We start from the raw sequence: 20,319 nt of genomic DNA, 5'->3' as shown, positions 1-20,319 counted from the left end.
GTGATGTGTGAATGTGCCATGCTCAGCCGCCGGAGAAGTGGAAGTTGCCGGTGCGCCCGTAGATGGCCAGTGAAGCGAACAAGATCACGATCACGGCAACCACCAGAGACGTACGTACCGCTCGTCCGACCGCCTCGCCGACTCCAGCCGGGCCACCAGAAGCGGTGAATCCGTAATAGGTGTGGACCAGCATGACGACGAGGCCAATCAGGACCGCTTGGAACAGCGACCAAAGAATGTCGGTCGGTTGAAGGAAGGTTGAGAAATAGTGGTCGTAGATACCCGTCGGCTGGCCGTAATAGACCGTCGTGGCGAAGCGAGCGGACATGAACGACATCCAGACCGCGATGCAGTACAGCGGGATCACGACGATCACGCCGGCCACCACACGAGTGGAGGCGAGGTACGCCACCGAGCGGATACCCATGACCTCGAGGGCGTCGATCTCCTCGTTGATCCGCATCGCCCCTAGTTGCGCGGTGGTGCCCGCGCCGATGGTCGCCGACAAGGCGATCACCGCGGTGAGCGGCGTGACGATGCGGCCATTGACGTAGGCGGAGACGAAACCGGTCAACGCCTCCACGCCGATGTCGCTGAGCGAGCTGTAACCCTGGATCGTGACCAGCGACCCAGCTGTCAGGGTAAGGAAGCCGACGATGCCCACGGTGCCGCCAATGAGAGCGAGAGCTCCCGCGCCCAAACCCATCTGCGCGATCATTCGCAGCGTCTCACCTCGGTAGGCAGTGAACGCGTCGCCGACCGCGGCGAGGGTCTGCGCGAAGAAGCGCGCCTGCGCGCCAACGCCTCTCCAGCCCGCGACCACGACGTCGAGTTCGTGCCTCAGCCGGGGGAAGCGCGGACTCGGAAGGCTGCAGATCATGCCGTCGCCTTGATGCCCACAGCAGTCGCGATGACGTCGATGACGAACAGCGACAGGAACGAGAAGACGACGGTTTCGTTCACCGCGTTGCCAACCGCCGCTGGGCCACCGCCGACCGAAATGCCCTTGTAGCAAGCGATCAGACTGGCAGTGAGACCGAACAGGCCCGCCTTGACGACCGCGATGCCCAACTCAGGCGCCCCCGTGAGCAACGTGATTCCCGCGGTGAAGGCGCCGGGTGTCACGTTCTGGACGAAGACCGAGAAGGCGAAGCCCCCAACGAGGCCCGTAACAATCACCAATCCGGACAGCAGCATCGAAACCATGGTTGCTGCCAGGACCCGCGGAACCACCAGCGCCTGAATGGGGTTGATACCGAGTACCCGCAGCGCGTCGAGTTCTTCGCGGATGGTGCGAGAGCCCAGATCGGCACACATCGCAGTCGCGCCGGCGCCGGCGACCACCAACACACTCACCAACGGCCCGATCTGTGTGACAGCGGCAAGGGCAGCGCCGCTGCCCGAGAAATCGCCAGCCCCAAACTCCAAGAGCAGCACGTTCAACGTGAACACCGTGAGGACGGTGAAAGGGATCGACAGCATGAGTGTCGGGAGTAGCGACACCCTTGCCACGAACCAGGACTGTAGTACCAACTCGCGCGTCGCGAAGGGTCGACGGGGAATCTGCACGACGGTGTCCAGTGTCATCGCGAAGAAGCCACCCAAGGCTCGCAACGGTTTGGCGGCAACCTCCGACGAGAGCGCGCGTGACCTTCGACGCAACAACCCCCGCCCGGTGCTGGCAAACGATCGCTGACTAGCATTCTCACGCCCACCATGGGGGGCGGGGCTGATCGAGTCTTCGCGGATTGCCATCATCTCAGTACTTTAGTTTCATAACAATAACGGGTCAAGAGGGGAAGATTCTGCGCCGTTGACGGTTTGCCCGAGGTCGAGGGATCGTTCGGTAGTCAGACCACCTTTGTCTCGAATATGGCGCACACCAATCTCCTTCGGTCGATCACCACTGCAGTGCTAGAAGCTCGGAGCGACGCCGTGACGGCGCCGTCAACGCTTTGCATCAATTCAAGGTGGTGTCAGATCACGAAGCCGCACGGGTCGTGCAGTGAGGCAACGACGATGCGCATTTGTCGCAGGTGCCGATCGTAGTGACAACACCAGGCGCACGAATCGTGGTACGAAGTCGTGCCCTATCGAGTTCAATCAGGAAGAACTGACTGATCGAGCACTAGGGGCCCCGGCGGAACCGTTTGGGGCTGCCCGCCGAGCTATCACCCGATCGACGGCTAACCTCTCGCAGCACGATTCAGACCGTTGCAACGACGGCGTCGATCTAGACGAAAATCGCAGCGGCATTGCTTGTTCTACGCCGGAACACCAGCACGTTGAGATCGCTGAAAACGCCGTGACTACGAGGCAGCGGTGGCCACTATTCGTCCACGATGTGCGACTGCTCAGTGCAATCAGGCAGCAGTGTCCAACTGTGTTCGCTCCATCGTGTTGCGATAAAATCCGGCGAGTCGAACTTGCGCAAAGTCCGGCTGCTCCACGACGAAAGGTTCCTCCGTTGGCGACCAGGGCAAGTACTGAGTCCCGTATCTTCGACGGTGCGCTGCGTGCTATCGCGCGCCAGGGTCCGAAGAAACTTGCCATGAGCGACATCGCGCACGAGGCCGAGGTGTCGGTCGGGACGCTGTACCGCTACTTCAAGAACAAGGACGAGCTCCTTCAGTCGTTGGGCGACCACTTCGTCACAAAGCTGCAAACAGGCCTCGAAATGGCGATCGAGGACAATCCCGAGCCCGCTCACCGCTTGCAGATCGTCATCGACGTCATGCTGCGGTTCTGGGTTGAGAACCCTGCGACCGTGCAGATCGGTCAGCTCGAACCCGGCTTCGTGGTGGGTTACATCAAGCAGGTGGCGCCTCGGCTGTCTGCGGTGCTACGCGATGCGTTGGAGCCGGTGCTGAGCGAGAGCGCCGCAGTGCTCGGCGGTTTGGCCACCCTGGACGAGATCGCGGACCTGATCGTGCGAATGGCGTTTTCGCACTACTTCATGCCTTCGCGCGACTATCGGGAGTTCCGCGACGTTCTCGTCGTGCTCGGTGCGTCAGCCGGGCTCGAACCCAGGAAGTCCCGCGTCCGTTCGGAGCGCAAAGCCGTCGGCTGACATCTCACGCCGGTCTGGCGCCGACCACGTTGCGCAGCACGCCGACTCCTTCGACTTCCGCTTCGACGACGTCCCCTTCCCGAAGATATCGGCCGTCCTCGAACCCGACCCCATCGGTCGTACCCGTGAATACGATGTCACCTGCGGTGAGTGGCATCCTGGCGACGACGTACTCGAGACACTCATCGATGCTGAAGATCATCTTGCCGGTGCGGTCGCGCTGGCGTTCTTCACCGTTGACCCGCAACGAGATGCCGACATCGATCTGGCCCGCTCCGCCGAACTCGTCCCTAGTGGTGATCCACGGCCCGACGGGCGTCGTACCGCCGAGCGCCTTGATGGAGAACAGATCCAGTCCACCGCTCATCGGTGTGGTGGCGTCCCGGGCGCTGACGTCGTTGCCAACCGTGTAACCGAGGACCGCGTCGGTGGGCCGGCCGCCGACACGACCCACTGACTCCGCCATCACCACCACGAGTTCGACCTCGAAGTCCAATTGCTCCGTTATCGCCGGACTGGCGAGGACGTCGCCGTGTCCGATGATCGCCACTTGCGGCTTGAGGAAGCCCAGGGTGGTCTTCGGGCGCTCGGTCACGCCCAGTTTTTCCAGATGCGACCAGTAGTTCATCCCGACCCCGACGATCGTGGAGGTCGGCGTGATCGGCGGTAGCCAACGAACGTCGTCCATGGCCAACGGCGAGCCGACCTTCTCGAAGTCCGTGGTGCCGTTGGCGGCCGCCGGACCCCACTGCTCGATGCCACCGCGAATCGGCTGCAGGGTTCCGGCGTCGACGTCCACCAGACTCCAGACTTCGGCGTCCTCGTAACGAATTCGTGCGATCTTCAGCGTCCTGTCCCTTCGGTTGCGGCGGCGGGCCCATCGGTAGTGGCGGCGGGCCGTGCCTCGAGTCGTACTTCGATGCCCACGGTCGACGAGATCGCGCGATCGAGGAAACGTGGGCGCACCTGGTAGACGAAACCGAAGTCGCGACGGGCGAACTCGCCCGTGCCGGTGACGACCGGCCCGCCGCGGCCCCCGCCGACCTCGCGCTCCCAGCGGATCCGCAGGGGCACCTCGCAGATAACACCCAACAATTCGAGGTCCCCGAGCAGGAGGAATTCGCCGGGTCCGTGTCCCCGGATGATTCCGCGCGACCGGTAGCTCGCAGTCGGCTGGGCGGCCACGTCGAGCAGATGCGGCGACCGGATTGCCTCGTCTCGCCCCTTGCTTCCGGTGTTGACCGAGCCGAGATCAATCGACGCGTCCACCGCCGAATCGAGCGGATCCTCGGCCACGGTGATTTGGCCCGAAACACGCAGCGTTCCGTGGACGGTGTGCAGTCCCAAGTGACCCACCGAGAATGCCAGGCTGGACCGCACCGGATCGATCGACCAGACGCCGGGGAGGTAATCCGCCAACTCGTCTGTTGCTGAAGACAATTCACACCCTTCTATAGATAGACGGCCAGGTTCTGCACGCCCAGTGTGGCTTGATCGAAGTAGATCGTCCGCGCCGCGAGCTTCCATTCGTCGCCCGTTCGAATGGTGTCGACACGGCGAGCGGGCAGGAACTCGAGCGCCGGCTCGTCGTAGCGGGACCGAATGAGCACGATCGAGCTGAAGACCTCGTATTCGTCTGGCTTCTCGGTCTCGTACGAGCGGACCCTGTGCACGATCCGCTGTGTCCGGGACAACGGATTCTCCGACCAGGCGCTGTCCGTCTGCGTCAGTCGCATCAGCTTGAGCATCAGGGTCATGATGTTCTCGTTGAAGTGATACATCTCGGCCTCGAACACACCCTTGGACCGGTGATCGCGGGTGGTCCGCACCGGTGCCCGGTAAATGACGTCGGGCGCCAACAGCGCCAGCCAACCGGTCAGGTCGTCCTCGTCCAGAAGGGTCGACTCGTCTTCCAGCCAGGAAACGATTTCGAAGTGCCGCGGGTCGGTCACCTTGATCCGCGTACCCGTCGGGGTCGGATAGTCGACGGTGCCCATGGTTGCCCGGACAACGGGTACGACCTCTTCTTGAGTGGCTTCCGTGGTCACCATGCTCTCCCTTCCATGAACTCGCTGTAGCGAAGCCAGAAATTCCACTGCGTGTCATCCTTCGGGAAGCCGGCGTAGACCTGCGCTGGACCTGGCCAGTCGCTGGGCTTGTTCTCACCGGTGATCGCCTGGTAGCGCAGCTTCTGCTGCGCGCCAAGCGCACCCTTCGAGGCGTAGGTCTGCATCGGCCACGTGTCGGTGTCGTCGGCCTCGACGAAACCGCTGATGCCGAAGGTGGCCGACGTCATCAGGTTCACGGTGTCGCGGAGCTCGGCAGGCGCGTCGCGTTCGACCAGACTCCAATGGAACAGCTCGAAGTGTTCCGGCCCTCTCGGCACCCAGACCCGCCAGCTCAGGAAGGCCGACGGTGTGCCGTCGGGGAATTGGAACGGCATGCACAGGGCAGCCGTGTTCGGCCACAGCTGACCAACCTGCGGAGTAAATCCGGCAAGGATTCTCAGTTGCCCGTCATCGAATCGATCCGCCAGCCCGTCGACCATCTCGGGTGACATGCCCGGCGGCGGAACCAGGTGCAGCCGCTCCATCGGCGACATGTCCGCGAGGTTCTTGCCCTTGAGCGCGTTGACGTAGTGCTCGTTGGTCAGATCGAAGCATCGAACGAAATGGCCGTTGTGACTTGCACTGACGCCGGCCATCGCCGGTTCCTGCGACTCGCCCTCGGTGGAGAGCAGCTGCAGTTCCTGCATGGAACGGTGCAGGGATAGCGTGTGAAAGATGTCCCCGGCGAACTGCTCGGCAGCGCTCTTCCAATTGGCCTTGATGATGAAGCGTTGAGGATGACCGAGCACCGTCATGCCGCCGGGCGTACGGTCGAACATCAGGTCCCAGTACCAGGTCATCGGGCCGAGGTACTCGCGCAGAGTCGGGGCGTTCTCGTCGAAGGTCGCGAAGATCATGCCGCAGTACGTCTCTACCCGGCCCTGCGTCAGGCCGAGCTCGGACTTCGGCCGCAGCAGTCCGTGCATGTCCTCCCGAGCGATGGGTGCGCCGACGAAGCTACCGTCGGACTTGTAAACCCAACCGTGGTAAGCGCATTGGAACGTCTTTGCATTGCCGGCCTCGAACCGGCACACCTTGGCCGCTCGATGGGCGCATACGTTGAGAGCCACCGTGAAGGTGTTGTCGGCTGCCCGGCTGACGATCACCTGGTCCTCGCCGACGTACCGCAGGACGTAGTCGTCGACGTTCGGCACCTCATCCTCGTGTGCCACGACGGTCCACGCCTTGGCGAATAGATGTTTTAGCTCCAGCTGGTAGAGCTCGGGGTCGGTCAGAACCCGAAGTGAGACTTCGCGAAAGTCCTTGTCGATCAACTCCGAAAGCGGCGTCCCATCCGAAAGAACGGGTCCCGTCGGCGCGTGTTTCACCTCATCTATGGTCATGCCAAAATCTCCTTTGTCTCGAACCGATACTGCGTTGTCATTGCCCGGGGCCGCCGGACATCGAGTCGAACACCGATGGATCCGGCGGCCGGGTGTTGAGTCGCGGCACGTGCAGACCGCCATCGACCGGGATGGTGGCTCCGGTGATGTAGCGCGCGTCTTCGCTGGCGAGAAACGCTGCGACCGGGGCGATGTCGCCTTCTGGGTCGCCCATCCGTCCCATCGGGATCATCATCGGAATCGCCTCGCCCAGTGCGGGATTGTCGGCGACCATCTGTTCGAAGGCAGCCGATGCGGCGATCGGAGCGATGGCGTTGACACAGATGTTGTGCCGGGCCCATTGAAAGCCGGCGGTCCGGGTCAGGGCCGCCACGCCACCCTTCGCGGTGTTGTAGTCCCCGTGCACCCAGTTCCCGTTGTCGGCGTCGATCGAGTAGAAGTTGATGATCCGACCGCCGCCCTGGGCCTTCATGATGGGGAACGCGGTCTGCATCCCCCACCAGACGCTCCAAAGACCGACTTTCAAGGTCCGTTCGAGCATCTCGTCGGTCTTGTATTCCAGTGGCACGTCGGGAGTCAACGATATGGCGTTGTTCACCAAGATGTGCACGCCGCCGAAGGACTCCTGCGCGGTGGAGATGGCTCGCTCGACGTCGGCCTTCTGAGACACGTCGGTCTGCACGAACAAACCTTCACCACCGAGTTCGCTCAAGTCGTCGGCGACCCGCTTGCCTGCGTCGGTGTCGAATTCGGCAACGACGATCTTCGCGCCCTCACGAGCGAAGCGACGGGCGATCCCGCGGCCGATGCCCATACCGGCCCCGGTGACGACCGCGACCTTTCCGTCCAGACGGCTCATTGGCCGGCGCTCTTCGCGTTGACGACCTCGCGTACCCGGGCCCGGAAGTCGGGGTCGTGGGTGTGACTGAAGTTCACGTTCCCACCTTCACCGTCGAACTCGTGCAGGCCGGTGAGATCGCGCTCGGGATCGGCGAAGTCTTCCGCGTAGCCGTTCTCGCGGACCGCCACGATCTCCCACCAGTTGCCGTCGGGATCGGTGAAGTAGAAGGACGTGTCGCCATGCATGTGCCGCGGTTCGGTGATCTGTTTGATACCCCACTCGTCCTTGATGGCGACGAGTTTCTCGTAGGCGGCGTGGACTTCCTCGACGCTGCCCACATCGAGTCCGTTGTGCGCCAGCATCGACATCGTGCTTTCCTTGCCGGTTTCAACCACTGCGTACGCGTGGTTGGTACCGAGGCGGATCATCATCGATCTGCTACTGGGCTGGATGACCTCGAGGCCCAGCACCTCCTCGTAGAACCGGCGGGCCCTCGCGATGTCGACGGTCTCGAGCGTGCCGTGACCGAGGCGCTGGAGCTTGAGGACAGGTTCGCCGGTGAACTTGTCGGTGATTGCGGGCATTGTGGATCCTTATCTCGTCAAGGGATCAGTGGAAGGTCATGGGTAGGTCAGCCGGCATGCATGGCGTGCATCGCGGCTGCTATCTGAGCGGAGTCCATGTACTCATCGATCCGTCGAATCCGATTGTCCGTCACAGAGATTCGCTGGATGACAGGAATGGCGGCGGACTCTCCGCCCGGGAGCGTGATGTGGACGAGGTGACGTTGGATGCACACGCCGTCAACCACGTCACGACCGACGATCTCGTAACGCGGTTTCAGCTGCGCAAGACCGGCGAGCGCCGCCAACGCTTCCGCTGCCGGCTGGTCGATCTGGTCGTAGTTGTGCCAGATCTCGGCGTCATCGGTGAAGAGCGAGTCGAGGCTGGCTCCGTCGCCGGTTGACAAGGCCTCGACGAACTTGTCGACGGTCACCACGACATCGTGCTGGTTGTCATCCATGCGAATGCCTCTCGTTGTCCTTCGCGATCACGGCCACACCTTCGGAGTGAAGATCGGGCGTGCTATACGTGATGAAATGCGCCATTCGTCAGCAGTTTTCACGTATCTGTCGTCGAATTCGATGACTCGACCGTTGTCCGTGGCATAAACCACCGGCTCCCCGTTCTCCGCCGCCGGACCGTGGTAGACCATTGCGCAAGACACCGCCTCGGCCGTGTCCTCGTTGGCGCGGGTGAGGTGAAAATTACTCAGCAGGTGCCTGGTGGTCACCTTCGGCCGTTCCGCCATGCCCTGTCGCAACTCGTCATGGCCGCGGTGGACGAGGCCGGCGCGGTCGAATAGGGCGTCGGGGGTGAACAGTTCGATCAACGACTCGAAGTCGCCGTTGTCGAGGTAGAAGGCGAAGGCGTTGTTGAGCCGGGTCAGTTCCCAGTGGACCACCATCGCCTGCGTGGTCGTCATGGCTGCCATCAGCCCAGCGCGGCCGGCGGGACGTCTTCGTCGACGAGAAGAGCTCCGACGATCGTGTAGATCTCGGCGCTGGCGGCCGCATGCTGTGCCGCCGTGCGGACGTCGCGCAGACGTCGCTGCAAGGTGGAGGTGTTGTACATGGCGTTGCTTCCCGCCAGTCCGAAAGCCTCGTTGACGATCTCGACGCACTCTGTGTGGGCCCGCGCCACCATGGCACGCTGGCGTGTTGCTGCCATTGCCGAGATCGGCTCATTCGCAAGTGCGCTGTCCCACATGAGATTGACCTCCTTTTCAGCCAGTGCTCGAACCGAGGCCAGTCGGGTATCGAGCTGACCCAGCCGGTACTGGAACACCGGGTCGGCGGCCAATCGAAGGGTGGGGTTGAAGGCGGGACGCTTCGTCTTCGCCAATTCCCGTAGGTCGGCAAGTGCACCCTCGGCGATTCCCATCACCACCGCGACGTGGGTCGGCCCCAACGCGAGCCGGACAGGCAGACGGAACAGCGTGGTGTCGACGGTGGCAGGGCCGAAGAACTGGGCGGTGTGGTCGTTCGACACGTAGACGTCTTTGAGGACGAAGTCGTTGCTATTGGTCCCGCGCAACCCCACTGAGTCCCACGTCTGCACGAACTGCGCCTCGTGCGCCGGCACCATCGCCAGCACCATCTCCGGGACGCCCGCCTCGGTCATGATGGGCGCGCCGTTCTGCAACACGATGCAGCTGCCAACCATCCACTGATGTTCGTAGCTTCCGCTGGCGAGGGGCCACTGCCCGTTGACGAGGTAACCACCATCCGTGCGGATCGCAACCCCCTTGGGCGCGAATGCGCCTCGGGCCATCGTGTCCGGACCATCGGGGTAGATCTGACCATCGAGAACGTGCTGCGGGAACCGGCCAAATACGGGAGCGAAGTCCGCACCGATCATCACGGTCCAGCCGGTGGACGCGTCGGCCCGGGCGACTTCCTCGATCACTGCCATCGCCTCCGACAGGCTCATCTCCTCGCCGCCGTACTGACGTGGGACGAACATCCGGAAAGCCCCTGCGGCAGAAAGGCGATCGATCAGATCGGCGGGAACGAGCTTGGCCAATTCGATCTCGTTCGCACGGTCGGCGATCTCAGGAGTCAGCGCTCGGACCGCGGACAGCACGGTGCCGGTGGCGGTGTCGGCCTCGATGGCTGTCATGCATTTCCTCCCGTTGACGGCGCGTCCAGAGCGGAAGCCGAGCAATGTCGTAGGTTGTGAGTTGAATTGAACACAAGACGTATTATGTGTTCATCTGCAGAGCGGGGTCAAGGGTTTCGACGAATCTCTTTCCACGAACCCTGAACAGCCCAACGGCCGGTCGTGGTCACCCGAGAGGTCACGCTTGATCCCTCGTCTCGAGGCGCCGGAACCGGCTTGCGTGAAACACGAGTGGAGCTATGGCCGCATCAGTGCGCAATCGATCGATCTGCAAGATGGCGAGGGTGTGGTCGCCGGCGGGCACCTCGTCGAACAGTGCGCACTCCAACCACACCGAGGCACCTTCGATCAGCACAGCGCCAGTGCTGGTCGATGACCAATCGACTGCGGCAAAGCGGTCACCCTGACCAGAAAGCCTCAAGCAGATGTCCTCGTGCTCCTGCGCAAGGACGCTGACCCCGAGACGGTCGATCCGACGTAGCCGAGGCCAGGACGTGGACGTCCGCTGGATGGAGATGGCGACCAATGGAGGATCCAGCGATAGCGAGACGAAGGCACTCGCGGCCATCCCAACTGGCCTGCCATCCGCGTCGAGTGCACAAACAGCGATGACCCCGCTGGGGAAGCACCCGAAGGCCGAGCGCAGCACCAATGGATCGGCTATCGGATTGAGCTGGTCGGTAAGGTCTTTCGAGTCACGCACGGCGCGGCTCGATAAGATCATCGCTGTCGTCGTTCACGATGGGAATGGTATAGGCTTGTAGAACACAATGTGACCATTGTGTCCAACAAGTCCACCTCGTAGCCATCCCTGCTAGGGCCACCCAGAGGAGCCGATCATCATGGCAGTCACCCAGCCAACACTTCTCGTCACCGTCGACCGGACGAAGTGCTGCGGATACACGCTCTGCGCCACCGAAGGGCCCGACGTCTACTCGATCGACGACGCGGGATACGCAGTGGCTATGGACAACGTGCCGGCTGAGCTCGAGGGGCAGGCCTGCCGCGGGGCGGAGGCTTGCCCGGACGGTGCCATCTCCATCCAGCGCATCGGTCCCACCGAGTGACGGGCCGCCGCTAACCGATCAACACGCCGCGCCTCAGACCAGATGCAGATCGGGGGCCGACTCGGCCAGGCATGGTAGAGCCAGGATTGCACGAGGTACATCGGCCAGGTCGTGGGTCGGCAACACATAGGCCGACATCATGATCCGAAGAATCAGCTCACAGAGCTGACCGCTGGTGAGTCCCATGGTACGGACCGCCATACTCGTCGCCAGCGCCGGAGCAAGAAGTTCGTCGAGGACGGCCACGAAGCCGGGAAAGATCTTCTGCAGGAAGTCCACACCGAAGCCAGGTTCCAGGGCGAGCACCTGGAACACTTCGGGATGGGCCTGCCCTACATCGGTCATCGCCTCCACGACCACCCGCACCCGAATGTCGAGTCTTGGACGCGCCTCGACAGCCGCAATGACAGCCTCTTCGAAGAGTGTCTCGACCTTCACGCCGATCGCGTGGAGCAGATCCTGCTTTGTGCTGAAGTAGTGGTACAGCGCGCCACGGGAGATCCCCGCCTGTGCGCTGACGTCAGTCATCGACAAGCCTCGAGCCTCGCGACGCGCCAACGTCGTATACGTCGCGTCGAAGATCCGTGCGAGCGTATCGCTGTTTGCCACCACTGGCCCTCCTCGTTGTTCCCGCTGTGCAGAGTCTATTCCCACTGTGCAGAGGAACGGAACGAAAACGACAACAAATCTGCGATCTGTTCACGGATGACGCCGCGAGATGGGGCGCCTCAGCCCTTGGCGCAGGGCGGGGATCGGCCCCTCACCCCGACCGCGACTGTTTCACCTCGACGGGAACCCACTCGGGCGCGTGAGACGTCGGCTGGTTTCAGGGTATGGAAAGCACATAAATCGTATTAAGTGTCTTGTTGTCCGCAACTTCCGATGCTAGCGTCGGGCTACGCCGTCACGTACGCAGCCGTCCCTCTGATTCACGGATTGACGCTCGATCGCACCTTCGTCGAGAAGCGACGGCGCGAGCACCACGCTATCGAGACATATTCGACGGATCCTGTACGAAGACAAGGGATTATGACGACGACAGAGGAGCCCGCTTCGAACTTGGCGGAGTTCGACAAGAAGCTCGACCTGCTCCACCTTCGCGGCCAGTGGCAGTACGACGCGCAGCTAATCCAACTGACCGACGGTCCCATCCCTGCCGGCATACCCTTTCTGTGGTCACGGGAACTCGCGCAACGCGCCTTGGCCGAAATGTGTACTGCCGTGTCCGGAGATACGGCCCGGAGAAACTTCACCTTCATCAATCCTGCGCCCGATGTGAACGGCACGACGCAGACCATCGCCATGGGCATGCAGATCACCCTGCCCGGTGAGATTGCCTGGGCGCACCGGCATTCCATCAACGCGCTTCGCTTCGTCGTGGACGGAAGCCCCGCGCTCTACACGGCTGTGGACGGTGAGCGACTTCCGATGGAGGACGGGGACCTGATCATCACCCCGGCCTACACCTGGCACGATCACCACAACGAGAGCGCCAAGCGCGGTGTCTGGCTCGACATCCTCGACGTTCCACTGATGGGCTACCTGCGCCAGCTGTTCTTCGAACCGTTCGGCGGCAGCACCCAGCCACTGCACCAGGACGCGGCCAATCACATCAGCAGCCGCGCCTCCCACATTCGACCCGCCTGGGAAGCGCAGCAGTGTGATCGCATCCCGTTCCGGTACGCGTGGAGCGATGTCCGCGCCGCGCTTGCGACCCACCAGCACAGTCCCGGAAGCAGATTCGACGGTGTCATCCTGCGCTACGCCCATCCGGTGACGGGCGGACCAACCTTGCCCACCATCGACTGCTTCGCCCAGTTGCTTCGGCCGGGCCTGCACACCGAGCGTCATCGCCATACGTCGAGCGCCGTGTACTACGTCGTGGAAGGCGAGGGGGCAACCGTCGTCGGCGACGAGGAACTGGAGTGGTCGGCAGGCGATTCCTTCGTGGTGCCGAATTGGATGTGGCATTCCCACGTCAACCGGTCCGGCGATACCCCCGCCGTGCTGTTCAGCGCCACCGATGCCCCGGTGCTGGAAGCCCTCGGGATGTACCGCGAGGAGCCGCACCCGTCGTTCGGCATTGCATCTGGTCCCACCGTGCCGGCCGATCTGGCCCGCCGCCGTTCAGCAGAGAGGCCATGACATGACGATCACTCGTACCGACGTCAGAGGTGTCGTCGGGATCGTACCGACACCCGCGACCAGCGACGCCGGCGATTGGCGTTGTGTCAACAGCGTCGATCTCGGCGAGACCGAGAAGATGATCGACACGGTCGTCGGTGCCGGGATCGAACTGGTGATGTCAACGGGTACGTTTGGCGAGTGTGCATCGCTGACACATGAGGAGTGGCTTGTGTTTTCGCGATGCGTCGCGGAGACGGTACGCGGTCGGGTGCCCTTCTTCGCCGGCGTGACGACACTCAACACGCGCGACACCATCACCCGGGGGCGAGAGGCAATCGCCGCGGGCGCCGACGGATTGTTCGTGGGTCGTCCGATGTGGCTCCCACTCGATGAAGACGGCATCGTCCGCTTCTATCGCGACGTCGCCGAGGCCTTGCCTGGGATACCGGTGGTGATCTACGACAACCCCGCCGCCTTCAAGGGCAAGATCAGCGTAGCGGCCTACCAACAGCTAGCCGACCTTCCCGAGATCGTCGCGACGAAGCATGCCGGAGGACCATCGCTGGAGACGGACATCGAGGCGTTTGGCGACAAAGTGGCCGTGCTCCCGCTAGATAGTGACTGGGTCCGAGCTGCCAAGCGCTTCCCCGAGCGAGTCACCGCCTGCTGGTCCGGAAACGTGGCGTGCGCACCAACCCCGCTGGCCGCCTTGTCGCGCGCGGTGCTGTCTCAGGATTGGGCGAGCGCGGATCACATTTCTGAGCAAGTCAACTGGGCGTTGGCCCCCCAGTTCGGTGGTGACATGTCGCGCTTCATGGATTACAGCATCCCCGTCGGTCGCGGCCGGTTCCGTGGTGCAGGCCTCATCGACTGCGGACCCAGCCGACCGCCGTACACCGCCGCGCCACCAGACATGGTCGCAGGTGGCGAAGAGACCGGCCGGCGGTGGGCTCAATTGGAACAGAAGTACCGCGGGGTCGACGACTGACGTGCTGGCACCTGAATCCGGGCAGGCTCTGCCCCGATTCAGGTGCCAGCACCGTCGCCGTCCGACTCAGGCGCCGGTGCCTTCGCTGATCGCCATCACGACTGCTTTTGGTTCGGTGAAGAACTCCCGGCTGAACGTGCCGCCTTCACGTCCGACCCCCGAATCACCGGTACCACCGAACGGTGCCCGCAAGTCCCGGATGAAGAAGCAGTTCGCCCAGACCGTGCCAGCCCTCAAGGCAGCTGAAACACGGTGTGCGCGAGAGAGATTCTCGGTGAACAGCATTGCGTTCAGCCCGTACGGAGAGTCATTGGCAGCGTTGACGGCGTCCGACTCGGTGTCGAAGGGCGCCACGACGACCACGGGACCGAAGATCTCGTCGCGACAGAGGCGCGCTCCAGCTGGCAGGTCGGTCACGATGGTGGGCTTGACCAGCCACCCCTCCCCCAGCCCACCGGTCCGCATGATGCCGCCGTCGGCGGAGATCCCGTCGATGTACGACCGGACCCTCTTCCAATGTTCCTCCGACGCGAGCGGCCCGAGTTGGGTGGCAGGCGATTTCGGATCACCTGCGGTGAGATCCTCAGCCGCGGCAATGAACCGGGTGAGGAATTCGTCGTAAACTTCCCGCTGGACATACAACCGGCTGCCCGCCAGACAGACCTGTCCGGCGTTGGAGAAGATCGCCCGGATCGACCAACTTACGGCGCAGTCGAGGTCCGCATCGGCAAAGACCAGGTTGGCGCCCTTGCCACCCAGTTCGAGACTCACCGGGGTGAGGTGTGCCGCCGCCGCCGCCGCGATCGTCCTGCCGGTCCCGGAGGCGCCGGTGAAGGTGATCCGGTCCACCCTGCCATCGCCGGTGAGCGCGGACCCGACCGAGCCGGGACCGTATCCATGTACGACGTTCAACACACCGTCGGGGATCCCGGCCTGCAGACCGAGGCGCGCCAGAATGGTTGCGGATGCCGGGGTGCCCTCGGCCGGCTTCAGCACAACCGTGTTACCCCAGGCCAAAGCTGGTGCGACCTTCCAGGTCTCCAGCATCAACGGAAAGTTCCACGGCGCGATGGCAGCGACCACACCCGCTGGTTCGAAACGAGTGTAGGCGTGGTGACCGGTATCCATCGGCAGCGCCTCGCCTGCGGACAGTCGCGCGTGGTCGGCGAAGAATCGAAAGTTCTGTGCCGACCGGGGCACGTCGTTGCCGCGGCTATCGGCGAGTGGCTTGCCCATGTCGGTGGTGTCGGCCAGTGCGAGTTCGTCGCGGTGCTCCATGATGAGGTCGGCCAACCTGTGCAGAATGCTGCCGCGCTCGGCTAGACCCATGCGCGGCCAGGGGCCTTCGTCGAAGGCCCGCCGCGCCGCCGCGACCGCGCGGCTGGCTTCGTCGGCGCCGCCCATGGCCACCCGTGCCCACGGCTCGCGGGTCCACGGATCGACGGTCTCGAAGACGGCTCCACTGGATGATTCGATCTCTTCGCCGTCGATGACGTGCGGTATCAGCTCGCTCATGAACGCTGGTTCCGTTCCGCTATGGTCACATCGCCTGCGGCCCAGTGGGTGTCGGGTACCTCCCGCAACACCACCCGGATCGTCGTCCGCGACACGGCCAGCGCCGTCTCGGCCGCGTCAGTGAGGCCGGTGATCAACGACCGGAGCTGCTGCGGTGTCCGGCCCTGAACCAGCGTGACTTCGATTAACGGCATTGTCCTACTTTCCTCTGTGTACGACGAGTGAGCCCAGATGCGAGAAGTGCACCCGGACCGCGGTACCCGGGCCGACCGGGACCGCGTCGGTCATGCCACCGGTGAATACGATCCAACCGGGCTCAATCGCCAGCCCCCGCTCGGCAAGAGTGTTGGCGGCCAGCGCAAGTGCCTCTGCAGGATGGCCCTGTACCGCGGAGCCGGTCGCGCTGTCGACGATGACGCCGTCGACCTCGACCAGGCATGCCTCCAATGCCAAATCCAGTTGCTCGGGTGCCAGCCCGATCGAGCCGGTCGAATAGCGCGCCGACGACGCGTTGTCTGCCACGACGTCGGGCAACGTGAAACGAAAGTCGCGATACCGCGAGTCGATGATCTCGATGCCGGCGTGCACCCGCCCCACCGCGGACATCGCTCGTGACGCAGTGACACCGGGACCGGCCAGTCGTTCCTTCATGACGAAGACCAGTTCCGGTTCCGCGCGAGGATGGATCAGCTCGTCGCCGGGCACCGGCGCTCCGGCGGGCAACGTCATCGCGTCGGTCAGCCACGCGACCAGAGGTGACGAGATACCCATCCTTTGCTGCTTGGCACGCGACGTCAGACCCAGCTTGATTCCCACTACGTGCTCGCCGCGTTCGACTCGACGACATAGCGTCTCGTCCTGTATGGCGTAGGCCGTGCGGAGATCGAGATTCTGCCAGTCGTCACTGAGCGGACCGCGAGCTGCAGGGGTGTCCTGCGCGTCGAGTAATTCGGTCGCTGCTCGGTCGACGGACCAGGTGCTCATGCGGCTCCTGTAGAAAAACGCGCGGTGACAGTGCCGAGTTCGGCAAGGTGCGCAGTCCAAACGTCCCCACTCTGCACCGGTTGCGCGGCGGTGACCGAACCCGGGAGCACGATGTCTCCGGCCTCGAGGCAGTCGCCGTGCTCACCGATCGTGTTGGCCAGCCAGGCCAGCGATACCACCGGAGACCCCAGGGCGGCTCCGCTCGCACCCGTTGCCACCAATTCCCCGTTACCGAACAGGTTGCAACCGAGTAACCGCAGGTCTACGGCGGCCGGGCCGATCGGATGCGCGCCGAGCACTACCCCGCCCGAGGACGCGTTGTCCGCAATCGTGTCGACGATGCCGATGCGCCAGTCCTCGATGCGGCTGTCGATGATCTCCAACGCCGGCAGCACGAAGTCCACTGCAGCCAATGCGTCGGCGATGGTGACGCCGGGACCTGTGAGCCCCCGCCCCAGTACCAGGGCAACCTCCGGCTCGACCCTTGGCTGAATGAATGCGGAGATGGGCACGACTTCCGATTCCGCATAGAACATCCGGTCGTGCAACACCCCGAAATCCGGCCGCGCAACACCCATTTGGCGCTGCATGGCGGCGGACGTCAGGCCGACCTTTCGTCCCTTGATCAATCTGCCCTCGGCCCGCCACGTAGCGACCTGAGCCTGCTGAATCGCGTAGCCATCGGCGATGGTCAACTCCGGATACCGATCCGTCAGCGGTGCTATTGGTTGGCCCGTCCGATAGGCCTTTAGGAGACCCTCGGCCATCTGAACACACTCGGGGGTCTTCATCAGACGCCGACGCCGGGATCGGACGTGCGCGCACCCATCGACACCGACGAGAGGCCCTCCAGTTGCGACTGAGACACCGTCCGCTGGGTGGGACCGAGCCACATGTCGATGGAGCCTGGTTCTTGGAGTTCGAACATACGGGGCTGCCACGCTGCGTCGTCCTCGATCAGTTGGACGCCGAACGAGTACTCGTAGGTCAGATCGTCCGGTCCGAGGAAGTAGACGAAGATGGCCGTCGACGTCGGATGGCGACCGGGGCCGTGCAGGATGTGCACGTCGTTCTGCTGCAGGAAACGCCAGTTGCGCATCACGTCGTCCAGCGTCTTCACCTGGAAGTTGACGTGGCAGAGCCCGGGCCCGGCATCATTCTGGAAGAACGCCAGCTTGTGATGAACGGGATCGATACGCATGAGACATGCACCGTCACCGATCCAATCGGACACCCGCCCGCTGAATACCGTCGACCAGAACTCGTGTGCTGCGCGCACATCAGGAGCATCCAGACACAGATGACCGAATTCGGCAATGCCAGCAGCGGGCCTGCCGAAGTTGATCGGCCGGGACAGGGTGGACTGCCCGGTGACCAGTTCGATGTGGTTGCCGAACGGGTCGTCGAAGGCGATGAAGTTGCGAACGTGCCGTTGTCGCGCTTCGGTCTCGGATCCACGGGTGACCGTGCAACCGACCTTCAGCAGTTCCGACTCGGCAGCCTCGAGCGCAGCGTCGTCGAGTAGCGAGAAGGCTGAGGCGTGCACTCCAGGCGCGTCGCTCTCCACTAGGGCCAAGCAATGGTGGCGATGGTCAGCGCGCAGGTACGTGGCGCCAGCTTCCCGCACCACCGGATCCAATCCGACGATGTCCGTCGCGAACCGGGTCGCGCGTTCCAGATCGGTCACCCCGGAACGGACGTAAGCGATGTCCTGTAGTTCGATCATTTACGACCTCTCTGGTGAATCCGGCATGCGCCGACCGGATCTGCGGCATGGGACGGTACGGCGCCAACCACTTACTTATGGTACTGAACTATATTCTGACGGAACTGCCGGGGTCAAAGGTTTCGGCTTGCCAATTCTCGATGAATCGGTACCAACACCGCTTCTCGTTCCGATCGCCCTCGTCGCCCTTGCTCCAGCGCTAGCCGCCCCCGCGCACAGAGGAAGTCCACCCAGCGTTGCGCGATAGCGCCTTTCGTGCACTTAGTTGTGTCAGTGAATATTTTCGAATCTGACTTCTGGCAGGGCGGAGGCGCTAGTGTTGACTGACATCAGGTGTGTATTACTCGAGGAAGTGAGCATCGGCACGTGCAAGGCTCTCTAGAAAGCAACAAGTCGGCTGTCGCAACCCTGCTGGACCGGGATTGGCTCATGCTCATTGGCGGCGATCGCGTTGGCGCGAGCGATGGCGCCACCATGCAGATCACTGCACCGCACGACGGCTCCCTGCTCGCCAAGGTGCCGGCCGCCGGGGCTGCCGACGTCGACGCAGCCGTAGCCGCCGCCGCGACGGCGTTCCCGGCGTGGCGCGATACCAACCTGCTTGAGCGCGCCGAGATGATCCGGGGTTTCGCATCGAGAATGCGCGATCGTGCAACCGATTTCGGTCTTCTCGACGCCGTCGACACCGGAAACCCAGTCACCGCCATGATCGGCGACGTGATGATGGCGGCGCGGTGGCTCGACTATCACGCCTCGGTTGCCTTCGGCATTACTGGTGACACCTTGCCGTCGATGACCCGCAGCTGGCTGATGACGCGGAAGGAACCGTACGGCGTGGTCGGTCGGATCATTCCCTACAACCACCCAATTCTGTTCGCAGCCGCCAAGGTTGGCGCTCCCCTGATCACCGGCAACACGCTCGTGCTCAAGGTGCCCGATCAGGCCCCGCTGTCCTCATTGCTGATGGCCGAGGTAGTGGCGGAATCATTCCCCCCGGGGGTCGTCAACATCCTCTCTGGCAGCGGCGCGGTTGCAGGCGACGCCCTCGTCCGGCACCCGGACGTCAAGCGGATCGCGCTCATCGGCAGTGTTCCGACCGGCCAGAAGGTGATGGCCGCGGCGGCCGAGGTCGGCATCAAGCACGTGACCTTGGAACTGGGCGGCAAGAACGCGATGATCGTCTGTCCGGACGCCAACCCTTCGGCCGTCGTCAAGGGAGCGGCGTTCGGCATGAATTGTCATTGGAGCCAGGGACAGTCGTGCGGCTCGACGACGCGCCTCTTCTTGCACGAGTCGCTCCACGACCAGGTGCTCACCGGGCTGGTGGAGCGTCTGAAGACCATCAAGATCGGGCATCCGTTGGATCCCGCGACGGAGATGGGCTGCTTGGTGTCCTCCGCCCAGTACGAAAAGGTGCATCACTACGTCGACTCGGCGAGACGCGAAGGTGCCCGGCTGGTCACCGGCGGCGGACGCCCCCCCGGCGAGGAGTTCGAGGCGGGATTCTATGTCGAGCCGACTGTCTTCGCCGACGTCGACATGTCGATGACCATTGCCCGGGAGGAGATCTTCGGCCCCGTCCTGTCGGTATTGCGGTTCACCGATCTCGACGCTGCCGTAGCGCAGGCCAACGCGTTGCCGTTCGGCCTGACCGGTGCAATCTGGAGCAACGACATCGCCACCGCGGTTTCCGTGGCCGATCGACTCGATACGGGTTACGTGTGGATCAACGGAAGCGGTAGCCATTTTCTGGGCGCGCCGTTCGGCGGCCACAAGAACAGCGGCACCGGTTCCGAGGAGGGAATCGAGGAATTGGAGAGCTTCCTACAGACCAAGACGGTCAACATCCCGCTTCGCTGAGTCACCGG

At 63.4% G+C, this 20,319-nt stretch carries 23 protein-coding genes; 5 read left to right on the top strand and 18 right to left on the bottom strand.

All coding sequences use genetic code 11. The features are described 5' to 3' along the window. Positions 1-22: 22 nt before the first annotated feature. Both LOK44_RS15085 and LOK44_RS15080 read right to left on the bottom strand, forming a co-directional pair. Positions 23-880 carry an ABC transporter permease gene (locus LOK44_RS15085; RefSeq protein WP_237570864.1) on the bottom strand — a complete coding sequence of 286 codons (858 nt, stop codon included), beginning with the start codon at positions 878-880 and terminating at the stop codon, positions 23-25. After that, positions 877-1,587, bottom strand: a complete 711-nt coding sequence (locus LOK44_RS15080) for an MlaE family ABC transporter permease (RefSeq protein WP_237571184.1) — start codon at positions 1,585-1,587, stop codon at positions 877-879. Before LOK44_RS15080 ends, LOK44_RS15085 begins: the two co-directional genes overlap by 4 nt. Before the next feature lie 880 nt (positions 1,588-2,467). Between LOK44_RS15080 and LOK44_RS15075 the strand changes: the two genes are divergently transcribed. Beyond that, positions 2,468-3,070: a TetR/AcrR family transcriptional regulator gene (locus tag LOK44_RS15075; protein ID WP_237570863.1), complete on the top strand. Its 603-nt coding sequence runs from the start codon at positions 2,468-2,470 to the stop codon at positions 3,068-3,070. 4 nt (positions 3,071-3,074) lie between these two features. Here the strand turns inward: LOK44_RS15075 and LOK44_RS15070 are convergent, their stop codons facing one another. From LOK44_RS15070 to LOK44_RS15025, 10 genes are all read right to left on the bottom strand, one after another. After that, positions 3,075-3,869 (bottom strand): fumarylacetoacetate hydrolase family protein, encoded by a 795-nt coding sequence (locus LOK44_RS15070; RefSeq protein WP_237570862.1) that lies wholly within the window; start codon positions 3,867-3,869, stop codon positions 3,075-3,077. A gap of 44 nt (positions 3,870-3,913) precedes the next feature. Beyond that, entirely contained in the window at positions 3,914-4,510 is a 597-nt protein-coding gene (locus LOK44_RS15065) for a YceI family protein (protein WP_237570861.1), read from the bottom strand. 11 nt (positions 4,511-4,521) lie between these two features. Next, positions 4,522-5,121, bottom strand: a complete 600-nt coding sequence (locus LOK44_RS15060; RefSeq protein WP_237570860.1) for an aromatic-ring-hydroxylating dioxygenase subunit beta — start codon at positions 5,119-5,121, stop codon at positions 4,522-4,524. Further along, positions 5,115-6,644, bottom strand: coding sequence for an aromatic ring-hydroxylating oxygenase subunit alpha (locus LOK44_RS15055; protein ID WP_237570859.1), 1,530 nt, complete (start codon positions 6,642-6,644; stop codon positions 5,115-5,117). Before LOK44_RS15055 ends, LOK44_RS15060 begins: the two co-directional genes overlap by 7 nt. After that, positions 6,559-7,380, bottom strand: coding sequence for an SDR family NAD(P)-dependent oxidoreductase (locus LOK44_RS15050; protein ID WP_237570858.1), 822 nt, complete (start codon positions 7,378-7,380; stop codon positions 6,559-6,561). Before LOK44_RS15050 ends, LOK44_RS15055 begins: the two co-directional genes overlap by 86 nt. Next, on the bottom strand, positions 7,377-7,946 hold the full coding sequence (locus LOK44_RS15045; RefSeq protein WP_237570857.1) for a VOC family protein: 570 nt from the start codon (positions 7,944-7,946) through the stop codon (positions 7,377-7,379). Before LOK44_RS15045 ends, LOK44_RS15050 begins: the two co-directional genes overlap by 4 nt. 47 nt (positions 7,947-7,993) lie before the next feature. Next, positions 7,994-8,386 (bottom strand): nuclear transport factor 2 family protein, encoded by a 393-nt coding sequence (locus LOK44_RS15040; protein WP_237570856.1) that lies wholly within the window; start codon positions 8,384-8,386, stop codon positions 7,994-7,996. Between the two features lie 27 nt (positions 8,387-8,413). Further along, positions 8,414-8,848 carry a nuclear transport factor 2 family protein gene (locus LOK44_RS15035; RefSeq protein WP_237570855.1) on the bottom strand — a complete coding sequence of 145 codons (435 nt, stop codon included), beginning with the start codon at positions 8,846-8,848 and terminating at the stop codon, positions 8,414-8,416. A gap of 8 nt (positions 8,849-8,856) precedes the next feature. After that, positions 8,857-10,044 carry an acyl-CoA dehydrogenase family protein gene (locus LOK44_RS15030; RefSeq protein ID WP_237570854.1) on the bottom strand — a complete coding sequence of 396 codons (1,188 nt, stop codon included), beginning with the start codon at positions 10,042-10,044 and terminating at the stop codon, positions 8,857-8,859. 178 nt (positions 10,045-10,222) lie between these two features. Then, positions 10,223-10,768, bottom strand: coding sequence for a flavin reductase family protein (locus LOK44_RS15025; protein WP_237570853.1), 546 nt, complete (start codon positions 10,766-10,768; stop codon positions 10,223-10,225). A gap of 118 nt (positions 10,769-10,886) precedes the next feature. Between LOK44_RS15025 and LOK44_RS15020 the strand changes: the two genes are divergently transcribed. Then, positions 10,887-11,111, top strand: a complete 225-nt coding sequence (locus LOK44_RS15020; protein WP_237570852.1) for a ferredoxin — start codon at positions 10,887-10,889, stop codon at positions 11,109-11,111. 33 nt (positions 11,112-11,144) lie between these two features. Here the strand turns inward: LOK44_RS15020 and LOK44_RS15015 are convergent, their stop codons facing one another. Continuing rightward, complete coding sequence (locus LOK44_RS15015; protein WP_237570851.1) at positions 11,145-11,720, bottom strand: TetR/AcrR family transcriptional regulator; 576 nt, start codon at positions 11,718-11,720, stop codon at positions 11,145-11,147. A 450-nt stretch (positions 11,721-12,170) separates the two neighbouring features. On the opposite strand from LOK44_RS15015, the gene LOK44_RS15010 reads away from it, so the two are divergent. Both LOK44_RS15010 and LOK44_RS15005 read left to right on the top strand, forming a co-directional pair. Next, positions 12,171-13,256 carry a cupin domain-containing protein gene (locus LOK44_RS15010; RefSeq protein WP_237570850.1) on the top strand — a complete coding sequence of 362 codons (1,086 nt, stop codon included), beginning with the start codon at positions 12,171-12,173 and terminating at the stop codon, positions 13,254-13,256. A 1-nt stretch (position 13,257) separates the two neighbouring features. Further along, the gene (locus LOK44_RS15005) at positions 13,258-14,226 is read left to right on the top strand and encodes a dihydrodipicolinate synthase family protein (RefSeq protein WP_237570849.1); all 969 of its coding nucleotides are present in this window, start codon (positions 13,258-13,260) and stop codon (positions 14,224-14,226) included. A gap of 66 nt (positions 14,227-14,292) precedes the next feature. On the opposite strand, the gene LOK44_RS15000 is transcribed toward LOK44_RS15005, so the two are convergent. From LOK44_RS15000 to LOK44_RS14980, 5 genes are read right to left on the bottom strand one after another with little or no spacing between them, the layout of a single operon-like run. Further along, complete coding sequence (locus tag LOK44_RS15000; protein WP_237570848.1) at positions 14,293-15,741, bottom strand: aldehyde dehydrogenase; 1,449 nt, start codon at positions 15,739-15,741, stop codon at positions 14,293-14,295. Next, positions 15,738-15,935 carry a tautomerase family protein gene (locus tag LOK44_RS14995; protein WP_237570847.1) on the bottom strand — a complete coding sequence of 66 codons (198 nt, stop codon included), beginning with the start codon at positions 15,933-15,935 and terminating at the stop codon, positions 15,738-15,740. The genes LOK44_RS15000 and LOK44_RS14995 overlap by 4 nt, the downstream gene beginning before the upstream one ends. A 4-nt stretch (positions 15,936-15,939) precedes the next feature. After that, positions 15,940-16,725 carry a 2-keto-4-pentenoate hydratase gene (locus tag LOK44_RS14990; protein ID WP_237570846.1) on the bottom strand — a complete coding sequence of 262 codons (786 nt, stop codon included), beginning with the start codon at positions 16,723-16,725 and terminating at the stop codon, positions 15,940-15,942. Beyond that, positions 16,722-17,516: a 2-keto-4-pentenoate hydratase gene (locus LOK44_RS14985; protein ID WP_237570845.1), complete on the bottom strand. Its 795-nt coding sequence runs from the start codon at positions 17,514-17,516 to the stop codon at positions 16,722-16,724. Before LOK44_RS14985 ends, LOK44_RS14990 begins: the two co-directional genes overlap by 4 nt. After that, positions 17,516-18,451, bottom strand: coding sequence for a VOC family protein (locus tag LOK44_RS14980; protein ID WP_237570844.1), 936 nt, complete (start codon positions 18,449-18,451; stop codon positions 17,516-17,518). The genes LOK44_RS14985 and LOK44_RS14980 overlap by 1 nt, the downstream gene beginning before the upstream one ends. 366 nt (positions 18,452-18,817) lie before the next feature. Here LOK44_RS14980 and LOK44_RS14975 point away from each other — a divergent pair, with 366 nt between their 5' ends. Continuing rightward, complete coding sequence (locus LOK44_RS14975; protein WP_237570843.1) at positions 18,818-20,311, top strand: aldehyde dehydrogenase family protein; 1,494 nt, start codon at positions 18,818-18,820, stop codon at positions 20,309-20,311. The last annotated feature ends 8 nt before the right edge of the window (positions 20,312-20,319 follow it).

The organism is Mycolicibacterium lacusdiani, from assembly GCF_021916785.1.
GTDB classification, from domain to species: Bacteria; Actinomycetota; Actinomycetes; order Mycobacteriales; family Mycobacteriaceae; genus Mycobacterium; species Mycobacterium lacusdiani.
Note: the sequence above shows the minus strand (reverse complement) of the source record. Positions and strands in the feature narration are given on the sequence as shown.

Coding starts and splice junctions, on each gene's coding strand:
- LOK44_RS15055 (WP_237570859.1), bottom strand. CDS start 6,644: ATGGCGGTCTGCACGTGCCGCGACTCAACACCCGGCCGCCGGATCCAT.
- LOK44_RS14995 (WP_237570847.1), bottom strand. CDS start 15,935: ATGCCGTTAATCGAAGTCACGCTGGTTCAGGGCCGGACACCGCAGCAG.
- LOK44_RS15060 (WP_237570860.1), bottom strand. CDS start 5,121: ATGGTGACCACGGAAGCCACTCAAGAAGAGGTCGTACCCGTTGTCCGG.
- LOK44_RS15050 (WP_237570858.1), bottom strand. CDS start 7,380: ATGAGCCGTCTGGACGGAAAGGTCGCGGTCGTCACCGGGGCCGGTATG.
- LOK44_RS15080 (WP_237571184.1), bottom strand. CDS start 1,587: ATGACACTGGACACCGTCGTGCAGATTCCCCGTCGACCCTTCGCGACG.
- LOK44_RS15025 (WP_237570853.1), bottom strand. CDS start 10,768: ATGATCTTATCGAGCCGCGCCGTGCGTGACTCGAAAGACCTTACCGAC.
- LOK44_RS15020 (WP_237570852.1), top strand. CDS start 10,887: ATGGCAGTCACCCAGCCAACACTTCTCGTCACCGTCGACCGGACGAAG.
- LOK44_RS15005 (WP_237570849.1), top strand. CDS start 13,258: ATGACGATCACTCGTACCGACGTCAGAGGTGTCGTCGGGATCGTACCG.
- LOK44_RS15085 (WP_237570864.1), bottom strand. CDS start 880: ATGATCTGCAGCCTTCCGAGTCCGCGCTTCCCCCGGCTGAGGCACGAA.
- LOK44_RS15035 (WP_237570855.1), bottom strand. CDS start 8,848: ATGACGACCACGCAGGCGATGGTGGTCCACTGGGAACTGACCCGGCTC.
- LOK44_RS15045 (WP_237570857.1), bottom strand. CDS start 7,946: ATGCCCGCAATCACCGACAAGTTCACCGGCGAACCTGTCCTCAAGCTC.
- LOK44_RS14980 (WP_237570844.1), bottom strand. CDS start 18,451: ATGATCGAACTACAGGACATCGCTTACGTCCGTTCCGGGGTGACCGAT.
- LOK44_RS14990 (WP_237570846.1), bottom strand. CDS start 16,725: ATGAGCACCTGGTCCGTCGACCGAGCAGCGACCGAATTACTCGACGCG.
- LOK44_RS15030 (WP_237570854.1), bottom strand. CDS start 10,044: ATGACAGCCATCGAGGCCGACACCGCCACCGGCACCGTGCTGTCCGCG.
- LOK44_RS14985 (WP_237570845.1), bottom strand. CDS start 17,516: ATGAAGACCCCCGAGTGTGTTCAGATGGCCGAGGGTCTCCTAAAGGCC.
- LOK44_RS15000 (WP_237570848.1), bottom strand. CDS start 15,741: ATGAGCGAGCTGATACCGCACGTCATCGACGGCGAAGAGATCGAATCA.
- LOK44_RS15040 (WP_237570856.1), bottom strand. CDS start 8,386: ATGGATGACAACCAGCACGATGTCGTGGTGACCGTCGACAAGTTCGTC.